Source organism: Methanorbis furvi, assembly GCF_032714615.1.
Classification (GTDB): domain Archaea; phylum Halobacteriota; class Methanomicrobia; order Methanomicrobiales; family Methanocorpusculaceae; genus Methanocorpusculum; species Methanocorpusculum furvi.
The window spans coordinates 1-24410 of sequence record NZ_JAWDKA010000013.1 but is presented as its reverse complement, the minus strand read 5'-3'; the positions used below and the strand labels follow the sequence as shown (position 1 = coordinate 24410).

The 24410-nt window shown below is 50.4% G+C and carries 31 protein-coding genes and 2 tRNA genes; 9 read left to right on the top strand and 24 right to left on the bottom strand.

Annotated elements, in window-relative coordinates; all coding sequences use genetic code 11:
- The first annotated feature begins 347 nt into the window (after positions 1 to 347).
- A complete protein-coding gene (locus tag McpAg1_RS09285) occupies positions 348 to 1625 on the top strand; it encodes an O-acetylhomoserine aminocarboxypropyltransferase/cysteine synthase family protein (protein WP_338095032.1) in 1278 nt (425 codons plus the stop codon).
- Positions 1626 to 1861: 236 nt separating this feature from the next.
- On the opposite strand, the gene McpAg1_RS09280 is transcribed toward McpAg1_RS09285, so the two are convergent.
- Positions 1862 to 4660 carry a hypothetical protein gene (locus McpAg1_RS09280; RefSeq protein ID WP_338095031.1) on the bottom strand — a complete coding sequence of 933 codons (2799 nt, stop codon included), beginning with the start codon at positions 4658 to 4660 and terminating at the stop codon, positions 1862 to 1864.
- Between McpAg1_RS09280 and McpAg1_RS09275 the strand changes: the two genes are divergently transcribed.
- Entirely contained in the window at positions 4632 to 5147 is a 516-nt protein-coding gene (locus McpAg1_RS09275; RefSeq protein WP_338095030.1) for a hypothetical protein, read from the top strand. The two genes, McpAg1_RS09280 and McpAg1_RS09275, sit on opposite strands and share 29 nt — an antisense overlap.
- A gap of 319 nt (positions 5148 to 5466) precedes the next feature.
- Here McpAg1_RS09275 and McpAg1_RS09270 read toward each other — a convergent pair whose 3' ends face one another.
- Together McpAg1_RS09270 and McpAg1_RS09265 are read right to left on the bottom strand one after the other, a co-directional pair.
- Entirely contained in the window at positions 5467 to 5799 is a 333-nt protein-coding gene (locus McpAg1_RS09270) for a P-II family nitrogen regulator (RefSeq protein ID WP_338095029.1), read from the bottom strand.
- Positions 5800 to 5818: 19 nt separating this feature from the next.
- Entirely contained in the window at positions 5819 to 7018 is a 1200-nt protein-coding gene (locus McpAg1_RS09265; RefSeq protein ID WP_338095028.1) for an ammonium transporter, read from the bottom strand.
- A 353-nt stretch (positions 7019 to 7371) separates the two neighbouring features.
- Here McpAg1_RS09265 and McpAg1_RS09260 point away from each other — a divergent pair, with 353 nt between their 5' ends.
- Positions 7372 to 8550: a sugar phosphate nucleotidyltransferase gene (locus tag McpAg1_RS09260; RefSeq protein ID WP_338095027.1), complete on the top strand. Its 1179-nt coding sequence runs from the start codon at positions 7372 to 7374 to the stop codon at positions 8548 to 8550.
- Between the two features lie 107 nt (positions 8551 to 8657).
- Here the strand turns inward: McpAg1_RS09260 and McpAg1_RS09255 are convergent, their stop codons facing one another.
- Positions 8658 to 9395, bottom strand: coding sequence for a M48 family metallopeptidase (locus tag McpAg1_RS09255; protein ID WP_338095026.1), 738 nt, complete (start codon positions 9393 to 9395; stop codon positions 8658 to 8660).
- 42 nt (positions 9396 to 9437) lie between these two features.
- Here McpAg1_RS09255 and McpAg1_RS09250 point away from each other — a divergent pair, with 42 nt between their 5' ends.
- From McpAg1_RS09250 to McpAg1_RS09240, 3 genes are read left to right on the top strand one after another with little or no spacing between them, the layout of a single operon-like run.
- Positions 9438 to 9809 (top strand): Mov34/MPN/PAD-1 family protein, encoded by a 372-nt coding sequence (locus McpAg1_RS09250; RefSeq protein WP_338095025.1) that lies wholly within the window; start codon positions 9438 to 9440, stop codon positions 9807 to 9809.
- Complete coding sequence (locus McpAg1_RS09245; RefSeq protein WP_338095024.1) at positions 9806 to 10231, top strand: FAD synthase family protein; 426 nt, start codon at positions 9806 to 9808, stop codon at positions 10229 to 10231. Before McpAg1_RS09250 ends, McpAg1_RS09245 begins: the two co-directional genes overlap by 4 nt.
- A complete protein-coding gene (locus McpAg1_RS09240) occupies positions 10228 to 10833 on the top strand; it encodes a DUF2284 domain-containing protein (protein ID WP_338095023.1) in 606 nt (201 codons plus the stop codon). The genes McpAg1_RS09245 and McpAg1_RS09240 overlap by 4 nt, the downstream gene beginning before the upstream one ends.
- Positions 10834 to 11087: 254 nt before the next feature.
- Here McpAg1_RS09240 and McpAg1_RS09235 read toward each other — a convergent pair whose 3' ends face one another.
- The gene (locus tag McpAg1_RS09235; RefSeq protein WP_338095022.1) at positions 11088 to 11618 is read right to left on the bottom strand and encodes a hypothetical protein; all 531 of its coding nucleotides are present in this window, start codon (positions 11616 to 11618) and stop codon (positions 11088 to 11090) included.
- A gap of 912 nt (positions 11619 to 12530) precedes the next feature.
- On the opposite strand from McpAg1_RS09235, the gene McpAg1_RS09230 reads away from it, so the two are divergent.
- A complete protein-coding gene (locus McpAg1_RS09230) occupies positions 12531 to 13490 on the top strand; it encodes an integrase (protein ID WP_338095021.1) in 960 nt (319 codons plus the stop codon).
- A 457-nt stretch (positions 13491 to 13947) separates the two neighbouring features.
- Here McpAg1_RS09230 and McpAg1_RS09225 read toward each other — a convergent pair whose 3' ends face one another.
- The 17 genes from McpAg1_RS09225 to McpAg1_RS09145 form a co-directional block, all read right to left on the bottom strand.
- Complete coding sequence (locus McpAg1_RS09225) at positions 13948 to 14094, bottom strand: hypothetical protein (RefSeq protein ID WP_338095020.1); 147 nt, start codon at positions 14092 to 14094, stop codon at positions 13948 to 13950.
- A 3-nt stretch (positions 14095 to 14097) separates the two neighbouring features.
- Positions 14098 to 14712: a hypothetical protein gene (locus tag McpAg1_RS09220; protein WP_338095019.1), complete on the bottom strand. Its 615-nt coding sequence runs from the start codon at positions 14710 to 14712 to the stop codon at positions 14098 to 14100.
- A 5-nt stretch (positions 14713 to 14717) separates the two neighbouring features.
- Positions 14718 to 15647, bottom strand: a complete 930-nt coding sequence (locus McpAg1_RS09215) for a hypothetical protein (RefSeq protein WP_338095018.1) — start codon at positions 15645 to 15647, stop codon at positions 14718 to 14720.
- 4 nt (positions 15648 to 15651) lie between these two features.
- Positions 15652 to 16029 carry a hypothetical protein gene (locus tag McpAg1_RS09210; protein WP_338095017.1) on the bottom strand — a complete coding sequence of 126 codons (378 nt, stop codon included), beginning with the start codon at positions 16027 to 16029 and terminating at the stop codon, positions 15652 to 15654.
- On the bottom strand, positions 16029 to 16178 hold the full coding sequence (locus McpAg1_RS09205) for a hypothetical protein (protein ID WP_338095016.1): 150 nt from the start codon (positions 16176 to 16178) through the stop codon (positions 16029 to 16031). Before McpAg1_RS09205 ends, McpAg1_RS09210 begins: the two co-directional genes overlap by 1 nt.
- Positions 16171 to 16323: a hypothetical protein gene (locus McpAg1_RS09200; RefSeq protein WP_338093979.1), complete on the bottom strand. Its 153-nt coding sequence runs from the start codon at positions 16321 to 16323 to the stop codon at positions 16171 to 16173. The genes McpAg1_RS09205 and McpAg1_RS09200 overlap by 8 nt, the downstream gene beginning before the upstream one ends.
- A complete protein-coding gene (locus McpAg1_RS09195; protein ID WP_338093980.1) occupies positions 16324 to 16710 on the bottom strand; it encodes a hypothetical protein in 387 nt (128 codons plus the stop codon).
- Entirely contained in the window at positions 16707 to 17516 is an 810-nt protein-coding gene (locus McpAg1_RS09190) for a hypothetical protein (protein ID WP_338095015.1), read from the bottom strand. Before McpAg1_RS09190 ends, McpAg1_RS09195 begins: the two co-directional genes overlap by 4 nt.
- A gap of 1 nt (position 17517) precedes the next feature.
- Complete coding sequence (locus tag McpAg1_RS09185) at positions 17518 to 19176, bottom strand: hypothetical protein (RefSeq protein WP_338095014.1); 1659 nt, start codon at positions 19174 to 19176, stop codon at positions 17518 to 17520.
- Positions 19177 to 19190: 14 nt separating this feature from the next.
- On the bottom strand, positions 19191 to 20147 hold the full coding sequence (locus McpAg1_RS09180) for a hypothetical protein (protein ID WP_338095013.1): 957 nt from the start codon (positions 20145 to 20147) through the stop codon (positions 19191 to 19193).
- A gap of 227 nt (positions 20148 to 20374) precedes the next feature.
- Entirely contained in the window at positions 20375 to 20749 is a 375-nt protein-coding gene (locus McpAg1_RS09175) for a hypothetical protein (RefSeq protein WP_338095012.1), read from the bottom strand.
- 51 nt (positions 20750 to 20800) lie between these two features.
- Positions 20801 to 20956, bottom strand: a complete 156-nt coding sequence (locus tag McpAg1_RS09170) for a hypothetical protein (protein ID WP_338095011.1) — start codon at positions 20954 to 20956, stop codon at positions 20801 to 20803.
- A 1-nt stretch (position 20957) separates the two neighbouring features.
- Positions 20958 to 21650, bottom strand: coding sequence for a hypothetical protein (locus McpAg1_RS09165; protein WP_338095010.1), 693 nt, complete (start codon positions 21648 to 21650; stop codon positions 20958 to 20960).
- Entirely contained in the window at positions 21640 to 22218 is a 579-nt protein-coding gene (locus tag McpAg1_RS09160; RefSeq protein ID WP_338095009.1) for a hypothetical protein, read from the bottom strand. Before McpAg1_RS09160 ends, McpAg1_RS09165 begins: the two co-directional genes overlap by 11 nt.
- A complete protein-coding gene (locus McpAg1_RS09155) occupies positions 22215 to 22469 on the bottom strand; it encodes a hypothetical protein (protein WP_338095008.1) in 255 nt (84 codons plus the stop codon). Before McpAg1_RS09155 ends, McpAg1_RS09160 begins: the two co-directional genes overlap by 4 nt.
- Positions 22470 to 22488: 19 nt before the next feature.
- The gene (locus McpAg1_RS09150) at positions 22489 to 22713 is read right to left on the bottom strand and encodes a hypothetical protein (protein WP_338095007.1); all 225 of its coding nucleotides are present in this window, start codon (positions 22711 to 22713) and stop codon (positions 22489 to 22491) included.
- Between the two features lies 1 nt (position 22714).
- On the bottom strand, positions 22715 to 23317 hold the full coding sequence (locus McpAg1_RS09145) for a hypothetical protein (RefSeq protein ID WP_338095006.1): 603 nt from the start codon (positions 23315 to 23317) through the stop codon (positions 22715 to 22717).
- Between the two features lie 116 nt (positions 23318 to 23433).
- On the opposite strand from McpAg1_RS09145, the gene McpAg1_RS09140 reads away from it, so the two are divergent.
- Both McpAg1_RS09140 and McpAg1_RS09135 read left to right on the top strand, forming a co-directional pair.
- A tRNA-Met gene (locus tag McpAg1_RS09140) sits at positions 23434 to 23508 on the top strand.
- 3 nt (positions 23509 to 23511) lie between these two features.
- Positions 23512 to 23593, top strand: a tRNA-Ser gene (locus tag McpAg1_RS09135).
- A gap of 234 nt (positions 23594 to 23827) precedes the next feature.
- Here the strand turns inward: McpAg1_RS09135 and McpAg1_RS09130 are convergent.
- Together McpAg1_RS09130 and McpAg1_RS09125 are read right to left on the bottom strand one after the other, a co-directional pair.
- Positions 23828 to 24046, bottom strand: coding sequence for a hypothetical protein (locus tag McpAg1_RS09130; RefSeq protein ID WP_338095005.1), 219 nt, complete (start codon positions 24044 to 24046; stop codon positions 23828 to 23830).
- A partial coding sequence (locus tag McpAg1_RS09125; RefSeq protein ID WP_338095004.1) for a hypothetical protein occupies positions 24043 to 24410 on the bottom strand: 368 nt, incomplete at its 5' end. The genes McpAg1_RS09125 and McpAg1_RS09130, both read right to left, overlap by 4 nt.

Sequence of the window (24410 nt, the reverse complement as noted above, 5' to 3'; positions counted from 1 at the left end):
CCGACCTCTGCCGGCAATCGTGTCCCCATCTCGCCAACTTGGCATGTTATTTTTTGTTTGTTTAATTCATTGGTATCCCGATTTCTCAGGAAAAGCCAAGTTCCCGATTTGAACGGGAGTAGAATTGCTCTGCAGGCAATCGCGTGGCCACTCCGCCAACTTGGCAACCATCATGTTCACAATGTGAACTTCACAGTGTGAATACATCATTTGCTGTGCTCGTATTTATACCTTATTCTCAGTTCGTCAAAACTCCAAAAAACAACCATCCAAAGAAACCTATATATCACCAAAAGAAAATATCTGTATTCACAGCGTGAACTTTTTCACAAACTGGTGACAACAACATGACCAATACAACCTACCAAAAAGAAACCCTCGCCATCCACGCCGGTCAAAAACCTGACCCGACAACCGGAGCACGTGCCGAACCCATCTACATGACCACCGCCTACGTTTTTCGTGACGCAGAGCAGGCCGCTGGCCGCTTCAGCCTCACCGACGCAGGAAACATCTACACCCGCCTCACCAACCCCAACAACAGTTCATTCGAACAAAAAATTGCCGTACTCGAAGGCGGCACCGCCGCCATCAGCACCGCATCAGGAATGGCCGCAATCAGCTACGCAATACTCGCCGTAACCAACCCGGGAGACGAAATCGTCTCGGCAGACAACCTCTACGGCGGAACCTACGAACTCTTCCACCACACACTCCCCAACTTCGGCAGGACCGTAACGTTCGTCAAAAGCGACGACCTTGCCGCACTCAAAAACGCCATCACCGAAAAAACCCGCGCCGTCTACTTCGAGTCCATCGGAAATCCCAAACTCGACATTCCGGACTTTGAAGCAGTCGCAAAAATTGCTCATGACGCAGGCGTCCCCTTCATCGTCGACAACACTGTTGGCGTCGGCACCGTCAAGCCCCTTGACCACGGCGCAGACATCGTCGTCATGTCAGCAACCAAATATGTCAACGGTCACGGCACAGCACTCGCCGGCGTCATCATCGAAGGCGGAAAATTCCCCTGGGACAACGGTAAATTCCCCAAGTTCACCACACCCGACCCGGCCTACCACGGCCTCGTCCACTACAGCGCCTTCGGCCCTGCAACCGTATCGACAAGCATCCGCGTTTCCCTCATGAGGGACGTCGGCGCAACCCTCAGCCCGTTCAACGCATGGCTCTCCTCGCTTGGTCTCGAAACCCTCTACCTCAGAGTAGAACGCCACGCAAAAAACGCACTCGCGGTTGCAGAACATCTCAAAAACCATCCGAAGGTTGCATGGGTCAACTATCCCGGCCTTGCTGATCACCCGTCCCGCAAAAACTCGGTCCGCTACTTTGGCGGATCCGGCGGCCCGATCGTCACCTTCGGCGTCAAAGGCGGATACGATGCAGCGGTCAAGGTGCAGAACAGCGTCCAGCTCTTCTCGCTTCTTGCAAACATCGGCGACGCAAAATCCCTCATCATCCACCCGGCATCAACCACCCACCAGCAGCTCAGCCCCGAAGAACAGATCTCCACCGGTGTTGCCCCTGATACCATCCGGCTCTCCATCGGTCTGGAAAATGCGGCCGACATCATCGCCGACCTCGATCTGGCCCTTGCTCAGGTCTGAATCTCATCTTTTTTTTTTAAAACGCGATTTTTTTAAACGCGAATAGCGCGAATAAAAAAATCGCCAATGGCGGTTTTTCAAAAAAAGAAATTGTCTATACTTTTTTCTGAGCGAACAAATTTGTTTAAAAATAAATAAAATCTTAAAAATCGCCATTGGCGATTTTTTATTCCGCGAAGCGGTGAACAGGCCGAAGGCATGTGATTCGCGCTATTCGCGTTTGACCGAAGGCATGGCTATTCGCGTTTCACCCGCATCACCACAACACCAGCACCCAAAAGCCCCGCAAACCACACCGCAGCAGAAGCCGACTCCGTTGGCTCAGGCGTCGGCACCGTCGTAGGCGGCGCTGTCGTCGTCGGCAGCGGTGTCGGCGTCTCAATTGGCCGCTGCACCACATCAAACACCTGCGACGCACTCACCGTAACCTCAACACCCGACACCTTTGCCGTATACGAATCAACCGTCAGCCTTGAGCCGTCAACCGCAAAACTCCACACATTATCCGGCGACCCCTTCGCGACCACAACCGAGCCGGACACACCTGTTGCCGACGTCTGCTGATTCTTACCAGCCGGAACAAACGAACTTGGTGAAACCTCCACCAGCAGCTTATCGCCCGGCGCAACATTCGTCCTGCCTGAAATCACAAACGAATCGCTAACAAACTGATTGCCGATAGGTGATATCGTCACATACGGCGCCTGCACCGTCAGCTTCAGCGTCGTATACAGATCATCGATGTAGGGAGAGTCCAGCATCTTTACCAGCGCATTCGCCGCAGCCGACCCCTGCAGCCGTCCGGGTCCCTCCACCACAAACGAACTCTGAGTACCGCCGTTCGGCGCAACCATCGCCAGAATCGTCTTTCCATCCTGATGAATCTCCTGCACACCAAACCTGCCGTCGTACATCGGATGCTCCACAACCACAAAATACTCGCCGGTCGCCATACTCTCCGGGATATTCATCTTGTAATCATACATCCCGTTGTCGATGGACACGGTTTTCCGCTCATAATAGTTCGGACCGAAGATAAATATCGCCACCGACGACGGACTGCCGGTCACCGTTCCCTTGATGTGCACCGTGTCTCCCTTTGCTGCGGCAACCGTTGACGTGCCGGTGCTCAGGCTCGGCTGCTTCAGCTGAATCGAGTAGGTCGCATACTGCGTGCTTGAGAGATGCGACTTGTCGTTCATCGTACTGACCGCATACACCGTGTAGCTGCCGGCGTCAAGACCGGTCTGGCTGGTGTCCCAGCGATACTCCCAGGTATGATCCGACTTTACCGCAACTTTGGTGGAGCCTTGCGTCGACGGCGAGTCAAGTTTTACGCCGTTTGAGTTCAGGTTCGGGCCGGTGAGGAAAAGATAGGTGGTGTCTGAATCGGTGTTTGTTCCAGTCAGCCGTACCTCTTCTCCAAGATAGTAGGAGCCAGAGCCGGTCCCGGACGTTGCTGCGATCGTCATGCCGCCTTTGGTGATTTTTACGTTCACGCGGTCGTAATCACTTCCTTTTCCGACCGACTGACCGTAGTCTACGACATTGTTGATTCTGATGGTGTAGGTTCCTTCTTCGACCGGTTTGTTGTTCACCGGATTCGTGGAGTACTGAACGACGCGTTTTCCTGATGCGTCCGTTGTTACAATGCCCCATGAGTTCGGGTCATTTGCGGCTCCGTCAGGGATGAGTGCGGGTTTTGCGGTTCCGCCCATGTTCACTGTCGGGTTTTCCGAGCCGCGGACGACGCCGGGCTGGCCGGGGATGAGTTCAGGCACCGGACTTTTTCCTGCGTCAAGGGAGATATAGTAGGGGGTGTTTGGGAGTCCGCTGACGGTTACGGTGAAGGGGTTGCTGCGGACGACGGATTCAGCGGATGCGGTGATGGTGATTCCGGTGCTGCTGCCAAGGTAGAAGGTGATGGTGTTGGATTTTTTGGCATAGTTTGCGAATGCCTGCGGGACAGTCCATTCGGCACGTGCGGTGTAGGTGCCGCCGATGAGTGTGGGGTCGGAGAGCGGGATGTCTGGCGTTGCTACGCGCACTGAGTTGATGTCGATGTTTGCGAGGTTTGCGTAGCCAAGCATGGTGGTCTGGCCGCCGACCGGGGTTGTTATGATGATGTTTGCTTTTGCGCCGATGCCTGATGGCCCGACTTTGGGGGAGTCGATGAGGTAGTGGATGCTGCTGCTTTTGCTGACTGCTTTTCCGTCGATGGAGTCGGTGGAGCCGGCGAGTTCTCCGCGCAGGCTGATGTCAGGCTGCCAGATGTAGATGTAGGTGCCGGTCCATGTTCCGCCGTCGTAGATGCGGTAGGAGCCTGTGTAGCCGCCGACTGATACGTCGATGAGGTTGATGATGCCGTTTGCGTCGGCTGCGATGGTGTTGAGGGCCGAGGGGTTTGCTGAGCTGCTCATGTAGACGATGGAGGTTGCGTACTGGCCGGGGGCTATGTTGATGCGGATTTTTTCATAGACGAATGCGGTGCCGCTTGGGTATACTTCGCGCGCGTCGCCGGAGATGGGGTAAGCCTCGGTTGGTCCGCTGGTGAGGTACTGCGTGCCTGCGGGGGTTGCTGTTGTTGTGCTTCCCACTGTTTGTGGTGATATGGGTTCAGAGGGTGCCAGGATTGGTGTGATTCCTGTGCTTGCCGCTGTTGGCGTGGTTTCTGTTGGTGTAGTCTCTGTTGGTGTTGTCTCTGTCGGCGTGGTTTCTGTTGGTGTTGTCTCTGTTGGCGTAGTCTCTGTTGGTGTTGTCTCTGTTGGTGTTGATGTTGGTGTTGATGTTGGTGTTGGGGTGATGGTTTCCTGAACTTCAGATGTCTGGCCTTGTTCGCCATCTGGTGTCAGTATCGGGGCTTTTGTTTCTCTTGGAGTTGGTGTCAGTTTGCCGGCTGCATCATCTATGAGGCTCTGTGCGTCCGGTATTTTGCCGCCGGTGCCTGCGATGGGTTTGTCCTGATATTCTTCGGTGGGGGTTGTTGTCTGTTGCTGGGTGGGGATTATGGTTGGTTCGATGGTGGTCGGCTGCACTGTTGTTTCTATGGTGGTTGGCGGAGCCGTTGGTGGTGGTGTTGGCACTGTTGTTTGTATTGTTGTCGGCGGAGCCGTTGGTGGTGGTGTTGGCACTGTTGTTTGTATTGTTGTCGGCGGAGCCGTTGGTGGTGGTGTTGGCACTGTTGTTTGTATTGTTGTTGGCGGAGCCGTTGGTGGTGGTGTTGGCACTGTTGTTTGTATTGTTGTTGGCGGAGCCGTTGGTGGTGGTGTTGGCACTGTTGTTTGTATTGTTGTCGGCGGAGCCGTTGGTGGTGGTGTTGGCACTGTTGTTTGTATTGTTGTCGGCGGAGCCGTTGGTGGTGTTGTTGGCACTGTTGTTTGTATGGTGGTCGGCGGAGCCGTTGGTGGTTCGGTAGTTTCAATTTCGTCCGCTACTGCTGCTGGTGTTCCGACGCAGCAGAGTATAATAAAGAGGATCAGCAGGATCCCGTATTTTTTCATAATGACAATACCCCCTTGTTAGTATTAGAAAATAGATATCTGAATGATATAATCATTCCTGAAAAAAGGACTATCTCTGTATCATTTTCCAATCCATCCCGCTTTGCTCGAAGGCGGCGGTTGAACGGGATACTGAGTTTTGGAAAATTAGGAATTCCACGGTGGCGAATGTTTTGTATTCTGAAAAATGTCGATCGAAAGAGTGATAATTTGGCATGGTGGGGAAAAAGAAACCGCAAATCTCGCTCGCCACTAACCCGATCAACATTTTTCATAATACGATACAGCAGACAAGTTCACGTATTTTTCAGAAAAAACCAACATGAAAAAAAGTTAAGGAGTTAACCGACGATGAAATCATCAGTACGCACCCATGCTGCTGCCTCGACCGGCAGGACAAAGATACGTCCGTCTCCTTTTTTACCGGTGCGTGCATGTTCACGAATGGTTTTGATGGTTGTGTCAACGTCTTTGTCAGGGATCACGATCTCGAGTTTTGTCTTCGGGAGCGTGTGAATCTGCACCTGTCCTGCACGGTACTGCAGACAAATTCCCCTCTGTTCCCCACGTCCGCGGACATCGGTGATGGTAACTCCGGGTATATTCTGTGCTTCAAGGGCATCTACGACATCATCCACTTTTTCTGGGCGGATGATTGCAACGATCATTTTCATGGTAAATGTTCCTCCATTATTAGTTTACTACCTCGCCGTGCTGGGCTATATCCAGACCGACGTACTCTTCATCATCACTGACCCGCATGCCGATAACTTTGTTGATGATCCATGCAAGGGCGAAGGTTACCCCAAACGCATAGGCTGCTGCAACGCAGGCATCGAGTATCTGGATGCCGAACTGCATGGCGTTTCCTTCGATGAGTCCACTGGCTCCTCCGATTGCGGCGACTGCGAAGACTCCGGTGAGGATTGCTCCGGCAAATCCTCCCATACCATGGATTGCCCATGCATCAAGGGAATCATCAAGCTGTTTCTTGATTCTCCATGTGAGGGCTGCATAGCAGACTACAGCGGTGATGATACCGATTGCAAGAGCACCACCAACGTTCACAAATCCTGCAGCAGGAGTGATTCCAACAAGTCCTGCGATTGCTCCGGAAATGAATCCAAGGGAACTTGGCTTGCCGCCTTTCCAGGAGAGCGCCATCCAGGTGAGGGCTCCGGCAGCACAAGCCACTGCGGTTACGAGGAATGCACTTGCGGCGAGATTGTCTGCGGCAAGCGCACTTCCGGCGTTAAATCCGAACCATCCGAGGATGAGGAAAATTCCACCGATGAGGGTGAGCGGGATGTTGTGCGGATTCATTGCCTGGTTTCCGTAGCCGAGGCGTTTGCCGATTACTATAGCAAGTGCAAGTGCTGCAAATCCCGAGCTGATGTGAACAACGGTTCCGCCGGCAAAGTCCAGGGCACCGAGCTGCCCTGCCCAGCCTCCTCCCCAGGCCCAGTGGGCGAGAGGTGCGTAGACGACGGTGAGCCAGATTGCACCAAAGATGAGGAATGCCGACATTTTAATTCTCCCAACAACTCCGGAAGAGAGGATTGCAAGAGTCAGACATGCAAACATCATCTGGAAACAGATGAAGAGCATCTCCGGAATTTCTCCGGACACTCCGTCGATTGAGACGTTGTTGAGTCCGAGGAATTCGAGGCTTCCAATGAGGCCGCCGATGTCACTGCCGAACGCGAGGCTGTATCCGATGATGATCCATTGGATTACGCCAAGGGCGAGGGCTGTAAGAGACAGCATCATTGTTGCGATGACGTTCTTTTTTCTTACCATTCCACCGTAGAACAGGCCTACTGCGGGCACCATCAGCAGTACTAATGCGGCTGAAATGAGTACCCAGGCTGTCGCACCAGTATCAATATCCATAGTAATTCACCATTTTTTTGCACAAACGATACAAAATATATCAGAAAAGAGAACGCCCCATTATTCCCCTGCGGTGGCGAACACCACAGGTTAAGGGACCTCCCTTTTTGAAACCTTTTGTGGTGTGTTGTGCTATTACTGATGTTGATGTTCAGGTGATATAAATACAGATGCTATATGCTAACTTGTGTCATGCTAATGTTTGTATTTGGCAGGGTCAGGGGTGCTACCGCGCATGAATGCGAGGTCGCTCGCCGTCTCGCAGGAAAACACCGAACACATGGAATACCACGGAAAAACATTACAGGAAAGGATACAACCAATAGATACGAGTGCATAATAGTAGAGGTAATATGAAAGCCTGCATTATGTGCGGCGGCGAGGGTACGCGTCTTCGCCCGTTGACTTTTGAGCGGCCGAAGCCGTGTATTCCGATTGCGAACAGTCCGTCCATTGTTCATCTGGTGACGCATCTTGCAAATCTTGGTTTTACAGATATTGTGATTACGATCGGGTATCTTGGTGATGAGATTCAGAAGGCTCTGGGCGATGGATCACTGTACGGTGCAACGATTACGTATGTGCCCGAGAAAGTGAAGCTAGGGACGGCTGGATCGGTGAAAAATGCGGAGGAGTTTTTGAATGATGCGCCGTTCCTTGTTGTGGGCGGAGATCATATGACGGATCTGAATGTTCTTGAGTTTTATCGCGAGCACATGAATTCATCGGCGATTACGTCTATAGGGCTGATCAGTATCGAGGATCCGCGTGAGTTTGGTATTGCGGAGATTGATGCATCACTTCGTATCCGCCGGTTCCGCGAGAAGCCTGCGCCCGGAGAGATTTTTTCAAATCTTGCAAGCACCGGAATTTATGTGTGTGACCCGCGGATTTTTGAATTTATTCCGGCAGGTACGAAGTTTGATTTTGCGAAGGATCTGTTCCCGCTTCTGATGGAGAAAGGGTATCAGCTGAACGGATGGCTTGCCCGCGGAAACTGGACTGATGTGGGAAATCCTGCAATGCTGCGTGCGGCAGAGAAGTGGAAACTTCAGGAGAATGCATCGACGAGTGTTTCTGGTACGCTGAATGTGAAGGATGCACATATTACGGGCCCTGTGCGGTTTGGTGACGGCATTACGCTTGGTGCAGGATCGCGTGTGGTTGGTCCGGTGTTTATCGGATCAGGAGCAATGATCGGGGAGAATGTGATCATCGGTCCGTATACGAGTATCGGTGAGAATGTGATGATTAAGAGTAATGCGAAGATCTTTTCCTCGTCGATTTACAATGGCGTGGTTGTGGGAGCGAACACGACAATTTCGGGAAGTATTATTGATATTGATACGACGATCGGGGATAACTGTTCGATTGAGCATAATACGGTTGTTGGGCCGCGGTCGGTTCTGCGCAATGGTGTGACGATTCATTCAGGCACACGGCTGTGGCCTGAGGTTATTGTTCCTGAGCGCTCGGTTGTAACGGAACATATGCTGAATGATAAGTTCGATACGCGCTACGAAGGTTCGTAAAGGTGCCGGAGAAAATCTCTGGAGAGTTGGTGTACTGTTGAGTGGTGAGCGGTTTTTTTCAAACGAAACCACACTCACCACAATTCCGATCAACTTTTTTCATAATATTAAAACACAAACCTCCAGCCGTCTGTTTTTAAAATTTTCTCTGCCTCGCGATAATTTGGCATCAGCCGCTCCACCTCATCCCAGAAACTTTTCTGATGATGACGGTACCGGAGATGCGCAAGCTCGTGAACAACAATATACTCGGCAACAATCTTTGGGGCCAGAAGCACGCGGGCATTCACAATAATGCCATTCTTCGGCGTACAGCATCCCCACTTCCGCTCCTGAAGACGAATCCTGAGTTTCGGCGGTTCAACTCCCGCGAGCGGTGCATAGTGAGCAATAATTTCTTCCAGCGGCGAAAATCCCATCCGCCGGAACAGCAGCACAACCATGTCCTTCGAAACATCACGGGCCGCATCAGCATCAAACGAATCCGGAATCGTAATTACAAAACAATCGTCCAAAAACTCTGCCTTTGAAACAGCCCCTGTTTTACGCACAACCGGATACTCAGCACCAAAAAACGGCAGTATCTCCCCATCCATATAATTACGGACAATTTCGACCCGGGAACGATACTTCTTCACCTGCGTAGATATCCACTCAGCCTTCTCCTCCACAAGTTTTCGGACCTTCTCCGGCGGAACATGCTGGGGCATCCGCACAATAACACAACCATCCGGCTTCACCTCAACAGCCCACGATTTCCTCCGGCTGCTGTAGACAACTGTGTAGGCGATCGACTCCCCCTCCCATACCACTGAACCAAAGCCCGTAACCTCCTCTGAGCGCATATGTGAATAATTATCTCTCCGTCACGCTAACATAAATAGAATATGTTAGTTCGCGCAATTGACCGTGAAGTCCTGGACCTTCTGCTTGAAATGGGGAGATCCAGCGCTCCAAATGAGTTCATCGTAATGACCGGCGCAGAAAAAGGCGTTATCACTACGGTGTATCCGATTGCGGGAACAACGGTCACAAGTGCAAGCGCTACAATCTTCATGGACATGATACCGCTCGGCATGCAGATAGCAGGGACCGCACACAGCCACCCAAACGGCGCACTCTGGCCGTCAGATGCCGACCTGCAGACCTTTGCCGAAACCGGCCCGTGCCACATCATCGTCGGCGATCCCTACGATGCAGACAGCTGGCGATGCTTCGACCGCGACGGACAGGAACGGACACTGGAGGTAATCGGGTGAAAAAAATCGTCGCAACCGGAACATTTGATATTCTCCATCCCGGTCACCTCTTCTATCTCGAAGAGTCGAGAAAACTCGGCGACGAACTCTGGGTGATCGTTGCAAGAGAGCAGAACATTAAGCACAAGCCGCGCCCGATCGTTCCAGAAGATCAGCGTCTGCGTATGATACAGGGTCTGCGCTGCGTTGATCATGCAGTTCTCGGCGACACGGTTGATATGTACCGCCCGATTGCAGAGATCGATCCAGACATCATCACACTCGGATTCAATCAGAAGTTTTCCGAGGAGAAGCTGATTGCAGAGATGCGAAAGCGAAACATTCGTGCTGACATCATGCGTATCGGAGATTTTTCCGGATGCAAATTCAATTCATCAACAACGATCATCGATGAGGCAGTGAAACGGAGATGTGAAAAATGAAAAAATATTCAGCAGACGAAGAGATCCAGAGACTCACTGAGTTCGTCAGAGAAAAAGGCGGAGATGCGATGTTCATCTCATCAGACAAAGTGATCACTGGTGAGTGGGTGAGAATGAAGTGCCTGTTCGGCTGCAACGGATTCGGCAGACGTTTCTCCTGCCCACCCTACACCCCGACGCCGTCAGAGACGCGGGCCGTACTTGACTGTTACAGTCATGCCCTGCTCGTCCGCTTTGAGGGCGATGTAGGAGAGACGACTCCTGAGCGGCTGGTCTCCCGGGAAATGACGCGATATGTGCAGACCATTATGTATGAGCTGGAGAACATGGCTTTTCATGACGGTTTTTACAAGGCGTTCGGCTACACCGGCCATCAGTGCGGCTGGTGCGGAAAGTGCTGCGCCAAAGAGGAGGACGCTGTTATCACAGACTGCAAAAACCGCAGGAAAATGCGGCCCAGCATGGAGGCGGCAGGCATCGATGTGTATGCGACCTGCAAAAATGCCGGATGGGACCTCGGTGTTCTTGAGTGCACACAGGTGGAAGGCGGGACGGTTCTGAACAAGCCGATGACGACCGTCATGCTGCTGCTTGTGGAATAATTTTATTTTTTTCAAAAAATACTATTTTAGATAGGACTTACGTGGTGTGATGTCAAAAAAATTTTAACCTGTTTTTTCTGAAAAATATATGCAGGCGAACCAGTGGTGGTTTTTTTTTTCAGATTGTGCCAACTAACCACCAAATATAACATATTTTTCAGAAAAAAAGAAGAAAATCTATTTTGCAGTATCACACCGCACAACTCTTATTTAGATATTGGCTCATCACACTACAAACCACTATTTCTCATAGATTAAGATATTTTTCTCATAAAATTGCTTATTTCACCTAAAATGATCGACATATCACCTCGTTTTAAAAATATTTTGAAATAGGCGATTAGTCCAATGGTAGTCCCTATCCAATATCCAATAGCCCCAATATCATACTGAGCGAAAAACATCAAAGCCCCAGATGCTAACATCGGGATTGCAAATGCCAATGCCCAACAAAAAAAAACAGCATAAATCCCTTTTTTAAATGTCTTAGTCTCTGGAAGTAATAATCTACGTCTTATTGGGGGAAATAGGCCAATCATAAGAGTTAGCAGCAATGTTAGGCATGAGATCAGGATAACAGATGTAATTATACCAAGAACGAGTATGTCCCATGATGAAAATGCAGATGATGTAAAATTCAGGAAAGTCACAACGAAATAAACAGATACGCCAAGACAAAGCATAAATGTGATATCAACACCCGCTATTATTCCTGAGTAAAATTTGTGTACGGGTGTCAATTTTTCCTGTATTAACTTCTCCAGAGACATTGATGGATCATACACAAGTGAACACAAATGTAAATGAGCAAAGATAACGAAATATGAAAAGCAAACTAAGATGTAACTCATACAAATAAAAAATATGGACTGAGAACTGCCTTCTATTAAGTGATCAGGTACAATGGAGATATTGTTCAGGGAAATAAAAAATTCCGGGGAATTCATCTGGGGAAAAATACCTGATATACTATGAGATTCAGATGTCAGAATATACGATGGAGTAATGGCGAATGCAAATAAGATTGAAAGTATTACTCCCAAAAAACCGAGCATTATTGCTGTTTTTGTTCTGAGAACATTGATTTCATTACAGACACTATGATATTGCTCCAAATTTACATCATATTGAAGCTCGTTATTTCGAATTTCATTCGATGTGGTATGGAGATATGAACATGAAAGCTGAGAATAATGTGACGTTTTCTCATTTTGGATCAAACGAGATCTTTTCTGCTCCATTATTAACCGTCGATCAGGTTTACTCCCTCTCATGTGTATCTTGAGTAATCCTATTTTCTCCAAGACACTTAGTCCTACCGATTAATTACTCATCCAATTCGTTAATGCGAAATTGGCTAAAAAAGCAATCAAATAAGAAATCATATCAAAAAAATAAACCCAAAAAGGATGCCTTCACCCGGACTTGAACCGGGGACAACCAGATCTTCAGTCTGGTGCTCTCCCACGCCCCAAATTGAAAATGGATGGCAATTTGAGCCTAAATTTTTTTCAGAGCCTCCGGGAAAGTTAAATAGAAATGATAACCAATCCCGCGCGGGAAATAAGGTTATCCTTGGTGCTCCGGGTCTGTCGGTCGCAGAGTATTTTCGTGATAGAGAAGAGGGGTTCCGGGCTTATCATGCGTCCGGTATCGCAACACCAACCCTCAACAACTACGTGAACCGGTTGGGGGAAATGGACTGGTTGTATGTTCCTGAAGATGTGATCATGCGTGGAAGTATGAACGCCTCAGAGAAGAACGCACTCAATGCATTCCTGAACTATTTTGACGGAGTGGGAACCAAGAACTTCAACGGATACGAGAAGGCACAGTTCACAAAAACCGCCGCGAAAGTGCAGACCGGGAAAGGAAGCAGGAAGGATCAGAAGACCACAAACTTAGAGTTCGACGAACTGATCACTACCCGCGACAAACTGAGCCACCCGCTACAGGTCGTGTTTATGATCGCCGCATACAGTGGAGGTAGGTTAGAGCAGATCAACCGGCTCTATGACAAGGTAGAGGAAGGAAACGATCTTCGGATAGACGATTTCGGCGACTTCTTCCGGGTAGATGTCCGGCATGTATCCGCCGGAGGGAAGAGAGCTTCCTACTACTATTTCCCGGCGGAGATGAAGAACGCAGTTCTGAATTATCGGAATGTCAACGCCCCGGACACCATCAGCAAGAGGGTAAGTGATGCGGGAAGAGACAACTATCGGGAAGAACACGGGAAGCAGGTTCACCGCCCGGTGAATGTCTCGTCTCTTCGGAAGTTCAACACGCTCCTGTTGAGGAAGGCAGGTATTGACAAAGATGTTACCAACGCCCTGCAAGGCAGAGCACCGGACGGAGTTGATGAGGTACATTACCTCGAACTTGCTGATGATATGGGACGGGAACAGTACCCGCGTGTGATCCCATTGCTGCGGGAAGGTCTACCGGTTCCCGATTGGATGAGGAGTTATGCGGGTAACAAACCATACATACCGGCCACGGGAAAATCATTCGATGAGAAGAAGCTCATGAAGATGCTGAAAGCCGGAGCTACGAACTCCGAGATCAGAAAAGAAATGGGTTTGCACCCGGACAAAATCACGAAGTTCGTGAAAGAGAATGGAATCGTGAGATCAAGAGGGACAAAGGCAAAATAATCCCATTCCTCTTTTTTTCACCAAAATAATTGACATGAAATTGGTTTAGTTCATAGAATTTAGTAAGATGGGAAGATATAATTACAATAACGAGTAATGATCAATCGTTGCATACAATGCACGCACAAGAGGTATCATAAATGCCAGAAGATGATGAACCATACGTGTGCCCTGAATGTGGTTATCAAGACCCTGCAGGGAATCAAGGACAAAACTGTCCCAATTGTGATGAGCCAAAAGAATAAATTACATCCATCTAATTTTATTTTTGTATTTTGGCGTGTATTCCACTTCTATCAAGTTTTTATCCCAAAAAATTAGAGGGAAGCCTGCCGGGTTCTCTTCCGGCGGCTGCCTTTCTTAGTCGTCTTCGCTGCTTTCCGGGTATAACCTTTCACGGAATGCCCCTTCACGGAATACCCGGCCCTGTGATAACCTTTTACTGCTACCATTTCTTTCACCTGTGTTCTTTTGCGTAAGCCTCCGCGAGGATCATCTTCGCGTTCTGCTTTGCCTGCTGCCAGACTGCCGCCATCTCTTCGGGCGTCATGTCCGGCTGCTGTTCCTGTTCCGGCACTTCTGCCGGTGCTTCTGTTTCTGTCATTTCTCATACCATCCTTGAAATCATCCTGAATCCGTTGCCGGTTCTCGTGATGCAGCGCATCACCTCATCCCAAATATAGCCCTCTTCGCGTTCCGTCTGCTCAAGCATCTTGTACACCTTCCCGCCGTTTTCCACAAACGACCGGATAGATGCCTTGCTGTAATCGTCAACCGGAAGATACGCCCACCAGACACCGCGTGCGTCTGTTTTCGCTGCCGTGGTGATCCCCAGCTTGCCAGAGATCAGCACATCACAATCCGCAATACCGTAACCGGTGACCGTCTGATGAACTCCAATTCTCGGCGTCCTGTCGCGCTCGGTGAACATCTCCGGCGGCAGGAACGTGTATCCTGTCCGTTTCGTTCCGGTTGCAAAGCCGGATTTTTCTCCGTGTTCCGTCGCACTGAGGACACTGTCAAATTCCTGTCCGGGAGCTGATCCTGACTTTGTGCCGGTTTCAGTTTGTGAGAACCACGAGTCTTCTTTTGCGTATCTCGTCCGGGTCTTTGTGTCATCCGCATACCGGGGAGCACAGAAAGAGGAGTGGGTCTCACCGGTCGCAAACCCTGACTTTGTGCCGGTTTCAGTTTGTGAGAACCACGCATCCCATTCAGTCATTTGGATCACCTCTTCGCGTCGGTTGCGTAGTCGAACGCGTTCTGATACGCAATCGCGTATAATTTCGTCGCGGTCGCCGCTACAACGATATACTTGTGAACGGTGACGCCATCAGGATCAATCCAGTTCACGATATCGCCGATTGCGTGACCCCCGGTAGCGGAAACAGGGAACCATCTGCGGGTTTGAGCAATCGGATACACCAGCGAGTTGTAATCGTTCTGATACCACGGGAAGTCAAACATCGTCTTGTTGTTGCCTTCGCTGCGATACGCTTCGCGGGGCATGTATGCACCCATGTTTCCTGCTGCTGTTACTCCATATGCGACATTGAACGGGCGGATGTAGTGATATCCACTGTTTACGTTTGTCACATGTTGACCAGTGGAATCTATCCCATTCGTGAACGAGTCGTAAATGTGTTTTGTGAAGAAACAGATCGGTTTCTGTGCATCGTCGTATTCCATCCATGCAGACGGGAAAAACTCACATGCGAACAATGACGGGTTTCCCGCAGAGTAATTGTTCTGAATTACACCAACAAACCCGAATTTATCGACGAATAATGATATCGGGAAGGAATTTGGAGATGTAATGTTAGCAAGAGTATTATACCCACCCTGATAAGCTGCTGTTCCATATAGGTTTACAAAACCCCTGTAAATCGTCCCGCTCGGCTCATGAGTATCTGTGTTCCAGTTGTTACTGAAAATAACCCGCATTCCAGCTTTGGAATATGCGGTATTATTATCCACAGGTGAGGTAAGGGCAACACCCGGAGTAATCCAGACATACGTGTTCGTCGATGTGTGATTCACTACCGTTCCCATCGTCACATCTGGATCGGCGTCGGTGAAGTCGTCCGTGTCGATGAGTGCCTGCCCGATTGTCGCGGCGATTGTGGGAATATCCCATGTTCCTTGAATATGTACCATTTCATCACACCCAGATTGCATTTATCGACCAACGAAGCGGGTAATTAGTCGTGTTCTCAACTTCAATTCTGACCTCACGGAAATACACCCCGCCGAAGAACTCTAACGATCCGCTATCGTCCTGTTTCCATGTCCAAAGCTGATTGTCTTTGTAAACCCGAACGACAACACCATCCGGGACATTTGAGCAAAAATACATCAATACCCGGTTAATTGTCGTGTTGTATGCGACAATGGTCGTTTTTGGTTCAATGGTCATGATTTCGGGATTTTCGGGGAACTGCATAAGTAAATCTTTTCCAGTCACCCTATTGATCGAAATAGCCGCAATTTCTGCGTGAATCTTTTGCATTTCTCGACAAAATACTTCATCAGAAATCATTATTTCTTCCTCCTGACTCTCGTTGCGACAAACACGATCACGGCACCGATCACAATCCCGATCAGATACTTTCGATACTGAAGCAGCTTGCACTTCAGACCGCCGGGTTCTCCTGACAGGATACCCTCGCATGTAGTACACTCAGTCATGATTTGCCTCCTTACAGTGCAGCGGGCATTTTGCGAACTCCCGTTTGTTCTGTTCGATTTCTCCCTTCATCTGCCAAAGCAGCGCGTATGTTCCGCCGAACCCTCCAAAAAGGGTGAGGATGAGTGCAATAAACTCAGAGTCCATTTAACTCACCATCTTCTTAATTCGAGGCCAGAGGAACCACAGGGCTACCACGGCCAGAACGATAAAGAACACCCAGCCGGTGATCTTCTGCTTACTTTCCGCCGCTTTCTGTTCTGTGCTGAAGTCCAGTCCGAAAGCCGTCTGCACTCCTGCGCCGGCAAGCAGTGCCCCGCCGCCGATCCCAGCACCCGCACCGATGCCAAGACCCGCAGCAGGCAGACCATACTTCCCGAGGTTCAGAGCTGCCGCCCGGGTAGTTCCTCCACCCGTAGCCGCTCCGGTGCTCGACTTCATCACGTTCCCGATCTCCGTCATCTTTTTGCCCTCGGAAAGGGTATCAGACTTGAAAATCTTCCCGATAGCTTCGGTGATCGCTTTTGTATTCATTTTTTACCTCCCTTTTTCGTTCCTCCGTTTTTCCGCCGCGTGAGGAAATACGCGGCTGCAAGAATGATCACGAGTGCGACCATTGCGATAAGTTTCATCTTCTTTCCAGCTGCTTCGGTTGTGCTGCCGTCCCCATCGGTGACGACCAGACCGCCGCCGGAACCTCCCGAACCTCCGCCGCCAAGCAGACCGTTCAAAAACTCAATGATTTCATCGATCTGCTGCTGAAGCCAACCGAGCGCCTCGTCTACTCCCTCGATTCCGGTGTCATAGACATAGTAGGTATTCCCGTTTTCGTCCGTCCGCGTTGTCACGGTCGGCGGAAGAGTGCCGTCTCCGCTCTTGCTCTGATTGTCTCCGCCTCCACCGCCAAGAACGACAGAGGAACCGGAGGCAAGAGCACCGCCGACAAGAACACCGATACCGGTAGCCGCTGCGACCTTTCCGAGACTGCCAAGAACACTGCTGTTTTTCTGTGCCTGTGCAACGATTTTAGTTGCCGCCTCGTCTGCATTGCTTTTCGCGGCGGCAGCTGCAAGATCATCGACGGACTTCAAACCGCTACTGACCGTAGTGCCACCAGTGGTTTTTATCACCGGCACGTTATCCGTAACCTTCACAACTGGACTCACGACCGGGGACGATTTTGCTGCCTTAGCCTCAGCCTCAAGAATGTTCGCGAGATTTGGTTCGATCCTTGCGTATTTCGCTTCCGTTCCAAACACATCAAGAACATCATCATACGCTTTGGTGTTTCCTTTCAGCATTGTGCCTGCGTTGGTGCCGATTTTAAACCAGTTTGCCATGTTAAATCACCCCGGAAGCTACAAAACCGGAAACGCCGAGTACTCCCTGTCCGCCATATCCTACAACCTTCGCACCTTTTGCGGCTGTTTTCAGAGCTTTCACTCCAAGATAACTTGCCCCGCCTGTGAGCGGTATTGCTGCAATTGCGATTGCGTCAAGAGCGGCAACGGCTGCAAGATCCCATGTGATCTGATCTCCTCGTCCCGTCATCCAAAGATTTGCAACGTTGATCAGATCAAGAGGTAATGCGACATCTGCGGCAAGAGCACCGGCGCCAAGTGCATTTGTTGGATCTGCGATATTCCCGGTCATGACGTTCTGAATAGTCCCTCCGATGAAGTTGTCACGAGTGTTGATCACAGAATCAACGAAACCACTTGCTGCCGCCGGTGCTCCGCCGATACCATCAGCAACAACACTAAGAGCGGTTGCCGGGTTGTTCAGATCGTAGGTTTTACCGTTCGCTGCGGTGAACAGTCCTGAACCGATCCCTCCGCCGCCAACACCTTTGTACACAACTTTGCCGTCACCAGCTGCAACCGCAACCGGGATCTTCTCAACGGCTACTGCCGCACGTTCCGTAACTGTCTTGCCACCAGTGGGTAACCATCCCTTTTCAGTGTACATTGCAAGTACGCGTGCCTGTTCGGCTGAGTCAAGATCACGGGACGAATAGATCACACTACCAGACAGCCCGTAGTCATAAAGTTTCTGAGAATCGGGCGTATCCGTCCAGCTTGACATATCAGCGGGTGCATTGCTGCCGCCGCGAATACCGCCGGTATTGAAAAATACTGCATCATTGGCAACTGCGAAGGGTTTCGCGAACTGACCGAGGTATCCGGTGCTCGACTTGTTGCCCTGCTCGTCCACTTCATTACTGAAAAACTGCACGTTCGGATTGGAATAATCCAGATTGTAAAGCAGATTCGGATCTGACTTGTTCACGGACACGGCGTCCGGGTTCATCACATTGGAACTCCCGATTAAACCGGTTCCGCTGAGAACGTTCTTGCCCGTCTCAGCTGCCATCACGAACGGCATTGTAAGCGGGTTCAGCGTCAGAGCTGCCTTCATCACATCTACCGGTGTTGCTGCCGCAGCTGCTGCGGTTGCCTTCTGCACAATGTCCTTGGCGTAAGTGTCGGTCTGCGTTTTGATCTCGCGTTTCTTCTCTTCGACCTGTTTCTTCGCATCGTCAAACTGTTTCTGTAAGTTCGCCGGGATGTCTCCGCCCGATTTGATCAGCTGATCAAACTGCTTCTGTGCATCCGCGATAGCCTTCTCTGCGTCGAAAATCTTAGGGAGGTTTGCCGTAATGTCTCCGAGATTCTTCCCAAGATCATCAAAACCTTTTCCGATGTTTGAAATGGTGTTGTTCAGATCCGCTGTGATCTGTTCAACCTGCTTCGTAGCCTGTTCAACCGCACGGTTAAACGCCTGCTGTACACCAGAAACCCAAGAACCTACACCGCCGCCAGAAGAACCGCCAGAGCTGCCGGAACCGCCGCCTCCGCCGCCTCCGCCGCTCGATGATCCGCCGCTGCTGTTGTTACCGCTGAAGAAGTTGGTAACCGGTGTAAAAACACTGGACGCAAAAGATGAGACGGAGTTTAAGACGGAGCTTCCCCAGCTCATGATACCGTCAAAAATACCCATCTCTCATCACCGCCTTACAGGAACCTGTTGCCCGGCTCAAAAACCGCGCCGGCACCTGCCGGGAAAGTCTTCTCAAAGGACACATACCGAAGCTTGGTCTCAGTTGCGGACTTCGCGGCGATCTGATAATCCCCACGATTGAACGTGCGCCCGTCTTTCCCAAGAGCGTTAAGCATCCACTCGCTGTTGTAATCCATCAGAAGGGTGTTGCTCGGCATCGCCGTGCGGAGTCTGCGTTCGTCGCGTGCAACCGCAGTTGCCCAGTTAACCCGGTGAATCTCGGAACGAGACGGGACGACCTGAATCATACCGACCTGAGACGGTGCAACAGTCCAGTGAAGCATAGCGCCGTTAAGCAGTGAACCGGTTGGAAGGTCAAAAAATCCCGTGAATTCGGTTGTGGAGGGAAGAGTCTTTTCCATTGCATAGACCTTCGGCTCAAGCGCTCTCTCAAAGTTTGCGCCGTAAGTTCCGACGATCTCTGTAACACTCTCCGGGATTTTCTCGAAAATGGTCGTGTTGATCGTGCATGCCGTGACCGGACAATCAACGGCAATCTGTTTTGCAATTGCTGCCTTCAGGGTCACGGTGTCGTGTTGAAGTGCGATCAGATCGCCTTCGTCCAGCGTAAGCACGAAAGATGCAGACATGGTTGCATCATCTGCAACAGAGGTGAATGTCTTGTCAAGCACGCGGGACGGGATGCCCTGCGGCATTGTCATAGCGTTTCGGCGTGCAATGTCCAGACCGGTCAGAGCGTAATGATACCGGGTGTTATCCGACATTACCGCGATCTGTTCAAACGCGGAAAGGAACTCCTGAATAGTCGGCACTTTTGCGGAACCGGTCTCATTCTTCGCGGAGATGTTGATCTCAAGCGCGTAAGCGTCGTGGATCGAAGAGTTGCCCAGCTCAACCGCCGGGTTGCTCAGGTTGATCTCCTGCGGAGTTGTGTTTTCATGAAACTTCATGATGAATCACCTCAGACCTTCAGGAGTGCTCTGATACCTGCGAAAATTACCGCACCGATTACGAGCGGAATTGCCACTCCAAAGAGTGGAACTTTTGCGGCGTTAATAGCCGTTGATACAAAATCTGTCATTTTCTTTTTCTCCGGCTGTTACGTTTTGTAACAGTCGAAAGAAAGTCGGCAAAAAAAGAGATAATGGGGGGACAATCCTGCAAAATGCAGGATATTTCACGCATACTTCGCGCCGCCGGCAATTTGACCGTAGGAAATGTTGTAATATCCTCGGGAATAGGAGACGCGGTATTCGCAGAGATCCTTTGCTTCGGCGTCCCTGACCTGTTCCAGCATCGATCTCTGATCCTCTTCGGACTCGCCGGAGATCAGGAAGCTTTTGACTTCGTCGGACATGGTGTAAGAGCGCTTCGGCGTTCCTTCCGGCGGTGCCTGCACGGTCGTATCAGCCGGATCAAAATACTTCTGAACTTCGTCCGCGTATGCCGCGTCGTTTTTCGCCTGTTTGTCCTTAATCCATGCGTAAAGCGCCGCTACTGCTGTGATTACGGCAAGAAGCAGCTCATAGAGATTTGCAAAATCATCAATCATACAGGGAAAAATCAGCAAAAAAAGAGATAATGGGGGGACAATCCTGCAAAATCAGGTAAGCCGGTCACACATCCACCGGAATACTGCATTGTGGGATATTTTCATCGGATCGGGATATCTTCCCGGGTCTTCGCTGTGCATCTGTGATCTGATCCGCCGCTCAAGTCGATCAACGTCTTTTGCAAGTGTTACGCTTCTTCCCGGCATCTTACCCTCTGTGATGTGTTCTGCGGGTGACTTCTTCGGCTTTGATGATGTGAATATCATCAGTGATTGAGCCGTGATCCCACTCCAGTACCTCATGCTTGTTCAGTTTCCGATTGATCTCCGTAAAGTTCGGAATGAAATTCTCGACGTATCGGATATCCGGCGGCGTGTTGTGCCTGAATACGTAGGTATAGCCGCATTGTCCCCACAAGAGTTTCGGGAAGTCCTGAAGTCTCTGTGTGATAAACCAGAGATATTTCCGGCGGCCTGCACCTTCCCGGGCGATTAACTCAAGCAGCGGATCCGGGACGCTGCTGTTTTTGTTCCAGTTGTGCGCCTCTTCGATCACGAGGTGTCTTTCTCCCTGAGACATGAAAACCGCGTCGGCGAGTTCTCGGTAAACCTCTACAAATTCGCTTGTTTTTGTTCTGAGAGTAGGGACGCAGAGGACATACGGGTACTCAAGGAGCTTGTCCCAGTCGTAATTTAATCCCGCTTTGATCTGGACTTTTTTGACTTTCGGCAGCTCTTGCAGGCCGATGTGATTCTCATGTTTTGCGTCCATTACGATAAACGGGTGCTCCTGCTCATACATCTGCTCGACGCAAGCGCCGACGAAGTAGGATTTACCGGCCCGTGTTGGGGCTGCGATCATCCGGTGTGTTGGGTCGTCAAGATGAAGGTCAATATCCATTATCGACCCTCGCAACTCTTTCCCACGCAGAGAGCATCTTGTCACTGATCGGCGCAGTTGATACCACCGGCTGCGGGGTTTCGTAGGTGTTCACGAACTCGGTTTTCTCCTCTTCGGGTTCCGGCTCCGGCTGCTGTGAGATCTGTTGCGGCGGTGCCTGCTGCCGTTTTATGAAGACCATAATCACCGGCAGGAAACAGATCAGGATCGCACCAATGCCGATCAGGCCGGCCATTGCAGGAGTGCTCATGTTCTCACCAACTCCGGCAGGCATGTAGTGGTTCAACGCCTTTGATAGGTTCTCCTTTCCCCACTTCTCCCAGATGGTGAGGTTCGGGGCAGGGAGGTCATACTCCTTGAGGAGGTCGCCGGAGCTGCCGATCAGCATGTCAAGAATCCCAACAACCGCATTCAGTTCTTCGGGCTGCTCCGGCTCTTCTCCCTTGGGAAGGAGAGGGACTTCTTCATCAAAATTGAAGTCGGGCACTCCGACGATGTCGCCGGTGATGTCTTTCCGGTTCAGCTTTACCGGCGGCTCCTCTACGGTTGCCTCTTGCATGATGCTCATTCCTTTACCTCAAAGTGCAGAGTAGTGACACCGCTTTCTACATCTTTTTCAATGTAAAAATAATCAGCAGACATCTTTTTGAGGTCTTTTACGGTGAGTTCGTCGTAACCAGTGTCCTTTTCGATAGATACAATCACATTGACATTTTCTGATCCTACTTGCATAGCGTAGGCTGTTTTTACCACTCCATCTTTTTTGAATCTCCGTCTCATCTTTTTGTCTGCGAGGGTTTGACAAACTACCTCTATCATCTGATCTAACCTGTGCATTTTATTCCGCCTCCGTGATTTCCGCAGGAATTGCGGTTCTCTTCGTGTCCTCGATCTCAAACTTTACCCGGTATTCATCCAGTGAGAAGGTTCCCGTGATTTTACCCGTTTCTAACCATTTCTCGCGGAATTTTCCTTCGGTGATAATCCGTTCCGCAAGTCCGACCACTCTTTCGGCGAGTGCAACGTATTTGCCGAATCCCGGGATGCTGTCAAGTCCGAACATCTCAAACCCCTACCCGGATCATTGCTCTTTCCGCCGCTGTCGGCGGTCGGAAATCTGCCGGAACAGACCGGTTCCGAGTATCCGAACATCTTCCCAGAAACCAACCAACACCTGCCAGACAACCCAGTACCACCAGCCCGGCCACGACAAGAACGATAGGAAAGCTGCCCGCCGGGCTTTTCTCCTCCGGTGTTTTCTCCTCGTTTTCTCTATCTGTGATCTTGCTGCTGTGTTTCTTCACGGGATACGATTTTTCGGTTACCGGGTTCTTGATGTATCCCGCAATGTTGTTTTCCCTTTTCTCTTCTCTTTTCTCCTCGATTTTCTCCTCAATTTCTCCCGTTTTCTCCGGCTCTTCTCCTACGGGTTCTTTGTTTTCCTCGTGTGTTTCCGTGTGTTCCGGTGTGTTTTCCGTGTGTTTTTCAGGCTCGGTTGGTGCATCATCTTTCCACACACACCGCTTCGTTCCGCATACAGGGCACTTTGCAGGCTTCTTTGCAGTTCCAGTTCTTGCAAGCCATTCGTTGCTACAAACGAGACAAACGGCAACCCGCTCTTTTCTCTCGGGAGAAATGATGTTTTCTCCCTTGTTTTCTCCTTCCATATAGGATATTCTCTCTATTTTCCCCACATAATACAGGGACAATCCGGCAAAACCTCAGGGTAATATTTTGCCGGACTCGGGGGTATTATGTACCGTCAGGTCTACCTAATTATCACTGCGAGGTAGGGTAGTCAGTCAATCCCGCCGGGTTCATATCCCGTAGACCGACGGTGCAAATCCGCCCCTCGCAATATGCAGAGATAGCCTAATGGTAAGGCAGTTGCCCTGAAAGCAACCGATCCGATGGTCTTGGGGGTTCAAATCCTTCTCTCTGCGTTTGCCACTTTAGCATAGTTAGGTCATGCTGCTGCCTGCAGAGCAGATACACTCCCGTTCAACTCGGGGAGGTGGCTTTGTGGACGACAACCACGGTAAAAAATGTCAGTATGCAGGGTTCTTCAGAGATTCAGTCTCTTGGGATGTTACACCGTGTCGCGTTTGAACACATCTTTACGTCATTGGTTGATGTCATAAACTCGGATTATTCCGGGTTCTTTTTTTAAAAAAAGGTTATTGAATCCGATCCAGACGTTCTTTGAGTTCGGGATTTTTTTCACTGATTCGGGCATATGGTGCGGCGATCTTGTGATATGTCAGTGCTGTTCTCACCGTTCGCTCCGAGACTTCCAGCTCTCGCCCGATGTCCGCAGCTGACCTCCCGGAGATCTTTTGTTTGAGTAACCAATCCCGATCCATCAGTTGCGGGATATACATCCAACGCGGGTTCATGCTGCATCAAGCCCTCCCGCAGGATCGCATTTCTTGCATTTGAGATCTCCGCCAAAGATCAGCCGTGCGGTTACCGCGTTTTTGTTCAACCGTGCGCCGCACTTGCTGCATACACATGTGATCTTTTTCCCGTGATACTCTAAGATCTCCGGCTCCGGTTCGGGAGGCCGTTCACGTGCGGGCACCGCCGGAGTGTTCGCGGGTTTCATGTTGTAGGGATCATGCGGATCCGCTGTCGGCGGTCGTGCCTTCCACATGAGATCAGCACACTTCTTGCAGATGTTCTGCGGCAACTCCATACCAGCACCGGCAAAAACTCCCTCGTATTTTTCCCGGGTGAACTCATCCATCGGTTTTTCTCCGC